The sequence below is a fragment of the Bacteroidales bacterium genome (assembly GCA_018334875.1).
Classification (GTDB): domain Bacteria; phylum Bacteroidota; class Bacteroidia; order Bacteroidales; family UBA12077; genus JAGXLC01.
In genome coordinates this window covers 1-4,300 of record JAGXLC010000346.1, presented here as the reverse complement: position 1 = coordinate 4,300, position 4,300 = coordinate 1, and the positions used below count along the sequence as shown (strand labels likewise).

The window sequence follows — 4,300 nt, the reverse complement described above, 5'->3', positions numbered from 1 at the left end:
GGTGATCTGAGTTGCTACGGCAGTGAATACATCCAGACCCCCAACATCGATTCGCTTTCTGAACACGGGCTTACCTTTACCGATTACCATTCCAACAGCTCGGTATCCACTCCCACAAGGGCGGCACTGCTGACCGGCCGCTACCAGCAGCGCAGCGGACTGGAAGGGGTGATCTATGTGAGGGGAGAAACCCGCCAGACTGGCATGGCGCCTTCCGAAATTACTTTTGCGGATGTATTGAAAGATGCAGGCTATACCACAGGCATTATGGGCAAGTGGCACCTGGGGTATAAAAAGAAATTCAATCCCGTTCATCAGGGATTTGATGAGTTTTACGGATATGTGAGTGGTAACATCGATTATCACTCGCATTACGACAATGCCGGTATCTACGATTGGTGGCACAACCTGGATACCATCCGCGAGGAAGGCTATGTTACGGATTTGATTACGGATCATTCCGTGGAGTTTATCCGGGAAAATAAAGATAGACCTTTTCTTTTGTATATACCCCATGAAGCGCCCCATGTTCCTTTCCAGGGAAGAAATGATACGGCATATCGGTATCCTGACCGGGATTTTTCTTACCTTGGGCCTGTAGAAGATACCGCGGCCACTTACCGGGAAATGGTGGAGGTAATGGATGAAGGCGTTGGCCGGGTTATGAAAACCCTGCGTGATCTTGATCTGGAGGAAGAGACCTTTGTGGTATTCTGTTCCGACAACGGCGCCCGGTTTGGAAGCAACGGGAACCTGAGGGGCGATAAGGGCACGCTCTGGGAAGGCGGACACCGTGTGCCGGCTGTAGCTTACTGGAAGGGAAAAATTGAGCCCGGCAGCAGCGATGAGCTGGCTGTCTCTTTTGACCTTTTTCCCACCATGCTTTCCATAACAAATACGAAAAGGCCCGATACCCTGAGCCTCGACGGTATAGACCTTTCTCCACTGCTGTTTCAGGGTGAAACATTGCCGGAGCGAACGGTGGTATGGCGCTACCGGGGACAAAAGGCGGTACGAAAAGGTAAGTGGAAGCTCATGATCACCGAATCCGATACCCTGCTGTTTGATCTGGAGGCCGACCGGTATGAATCCAATGACCTGGCCCCGGAAAATCCCGGAAAGGTAGAGGAACTGCTGGATGAGTATCGACAGTGGAAAGCAGATGTAGTGAAAGGAGTAACCATGAGAACGGATTAGCCGGTTTATTTCAATCTGTCTATGAATCCCGTATTCGTTATCTTTGTGCTGATGTAACTTTTAATTTTTAATTATATTATGAGTAGTTCAGAAATAGTAAAATGTATGGATAAGAAGTCGGTACTCACCTTATTGATTGTGATCTTTACTAAGATAGCAGCTTTCCAGGCGATTGCCGGCGGTAATCCCGGAGAAGACCGTTTGGAAGAGAAGAGACCCAACATCGTTTTTATTATGGCCGATGATTTAGGCTTTGCAGATATTAACTGTTTTGATCCCCTGAACCGAAGCTATTATGAGACTCCAAACATCGACCGGCTGGCACAACAGGGTATGAAATTTACCCAGGCCTATACCAATGCTGCCAATTCTGCTCCCACACGGGCTGCCCTGATAAGCGGCCAGTATTATCCCAACCAGCCCATCTACCATGTAGGAAGCTCCGGTCCGGGAGAAATGATCCCGGCTACGAATGCGGATAATTTGCCTACTGAAAAAATTGCCGATGCACAAATGTTAAGCCGGGCCGGTTACACAACCGCCCTGATAGGCAAATGGCATTTGGGCAATCCTCCGGAATATGGCCCGAAGCAGCAAGGTTATGATGTCAATATAGGCGGATATAGTGCAGGTAATCCGCGGAATTGGGAAGGAGGATATTTCCGCCCGAATAATAACCCTTATATCGATGATGGCCGGGAAGAAGAATATCTTACCGATTATCTGACACGGAAAGGCATTGAGTTTATTCATAATCATAAAGAAGGCCCGTTTTATCTTAACTTGTCTTTTTATACACCCCACAGTCCTTTTCAGGCGCCTGAGGAGATAGTTGAGAAGTATGAACAAAAAGAGCCGGACAGAGGCCATCGTCATGCAACCTATGCAGCGATGATTGAAATAATGGACAGGAATGTAGGCAAGATCATGGATGCCCTGGAAACAGCAGGTATTTCCGATAATACCATGCTTATCTTTTATTCCGATAACGGAGGCCGGGGTGGATATGGATTTTTGGGACATGAAGAAAACAATGTTACCAGCAATTCACCCCTGAAAGGAGGGAAAGGAACATTTTACGAGGGCGGTATACGTGTGCCGATGATTGTCCGCTGGCCCGGACTAACTACTCCCGGAAGCATCAGTGATGAGCCCGTAATAAGCATTGATTTTTACCCGACTTATCTGGAAGCAGCAGGTATCGAGCAATCTAAGGATTATCAGTTAGACGGGAAAAGCCTGCTTCCCCTGTTAAAAGACCCGGATCAGACAATTGATCGTAATGCCCTTTACTGGCATTTCCCGGGATACCCCAATAATCCTTGGCGTACCACGCCGGTAAGTGTGATCCGCTCCGGCCCGTGGAAATTAATGAAGTTCTATGAGACAAGAGAAATTAAACTCTACAATTTAGACGGGGATCAGGGAGAAGAACATAATTTGGCAGAAGATCGTCCACAGGTCCGTGATAAACTGATTCATCACCTGGAGCAGTGGCTGAAAGAAAATGATGCTCCTTTGCCGGAATTTCCCTGATTTGGACAAGCCAAAACCAAACAGGATGCTTTCAAGGAATTTAATGTGTTTCCTTTTTGGCTTGTCCAAATTAGCAAAGCAGCTAAAAATATTATTTTTATGAAACATTTTATATTGTTGTTGACCTTGTGCTGTTGCATTTCACTGTTTTCTTATGCCCAACAAGAATATTCCCGGGCATCTATGTGGGAGGATGCAATAGAGGCTTTTAAGAAGGAAGATCGGAAAAATCCACCTGAGAAAGGATCCATATTATTTATAGGAAGCTCTTCTTTCAGAATTTGGAAAACGTTGAAAGAGGATTTTCCACATTACAAGGTCTTCAATCGCTCTTTCGGGGGCTCGCATTTGTCCGATGTCATTTACTTTTTTGATGACATTGTCGCTCCTTATAAACCGTGTCAGATCATCGTTTATGAAGGGGATAATGACATCGCCGCGGGAAAGTCGGCGGAAGAATACCTCCGGGATGTAATCACTTTTACCCGTATGGTGGAAGTATATCTCCCAGGTACCATCGTGGACTATGTTTCCACTAAACCCAGCCCAGCGCGAGAGAAGTGGCAGAGCGAATTCAAAAAGGCCAATCACCTGGTTCGTGAATTTTGTGAAAAGAAACCCAACGTGCGGTTTATTGACGTGTTTCAGTTAATGGTCAGTACAAACGGAGATATAAGGAAAGATATTTTCCGTGATGATATGCTTCATATGAACCCCAAAGGCTACGATCTTTGGCAGTCTGTTATTAGGCCTTACCTTACTGATTGCAGTAAGGAATGATTTGTTTTTGTTTTGAATTATAAATTTGAGCATGTTCGGGAATTTTTCGCAAGAAAAGTCCCCATTAAAAAAATACCGAATCCCAATTTTAATAAATTATAAATCAAAAAAATATGCAAAAAAAATATCTACTCATCCCGTTTTTATTAATGATTGTCTTTAAAGGATACAGTCAGGAAGGTCAAAAAGAACAAACTTCAAAAGTTCCTTATTACAATGCCGTTCAGTGGGTAAATCCGATGATCGATGCAGCGAACTCAAGATGGTTCTATTTTTCCTCTGCCTGCCGGCCTTTTGGAATGGTCAATCTTAGCCCCGATACCCGGATTGGTGGAGCCTGGGGCGCAGGTTACCGGTATGAAAGGGATACCATCGTTGGATTCAGTCATATACACGCCTGGCAATTGGCAGGGGTTTCTGTATTACCGGTGGTTGAAGACGTTGATCCCCGGAAAGGAGTTGAGGCTTACGAGTCGAAATTCAGCCACCAGCGGGAAGAAGCCCGACCCGGCTATCATTATGTTCACCTTGACCGCTATGGGGTGGATGCGGAACTTACCTCCACCACCAGGGTAGGTTTTCACAGGTACACTTTTCCTGCTTCCGAAGAAAGCCGGATATTGTTTAATCTGGGAGGAAGACTTGGTCCATCCCAAATGACAGAGGGTGAGGCACGGATCGTTAATGACAGGGAAATAGCAGGCTATACGGTAAACGGGCCTACCCGGAGAAGACCCAAAGAATATCCTGTTTTTTTCGTGGCACGTTTCAGTAAGCCCTTTGAAAG

Annotated in this window: 4 protein-coding genes; all 4 read left to right on the top strand. The window is 45.9% G+C overall.

Annotated features, from left to right (window positions below):
• On the top strand, positions 1-1,197 hold a 1,197-nt coding region (locus KGY70_17820; GenBank protein MBS3777060.1), incomplete at its 5' end, for a sulfatase-like hydrolase/transferase.
• 105 nt (positions 1,198-1,302) lie between these two features.
• On the top strand, positions 1,303-2,733 hold the full coding sequence (locus KGY70_17815) for a sulfatase (GenBank protein MBS3777059.1): 1,431 nt from the start codon (positions 1,303-1,305) through the stop codon (positions 2,731-2,733).
• Between the two features lie 99 nt (positions 2,734-2,832).
• Complete coding sequence (locus tag KGY70_17810; protein ID MBS3777058.1) at positions 2,833-3,513, top strand: hypothetical protein; 681 nt, start codon at positions 2,833-2,835, stop codon at positions 3,511-3,513.
• Positions 3,514-3,626: 113 nt separating this feature from the next.
• Positions 3,627-4,300, top strand: a 674-nt coding sequence (locus tag KGY70_17805; protein MBS3777057.1) for a glycoside hydrolase family 92 protein, incomplete at its 3' end; no start/stop codon positions are given.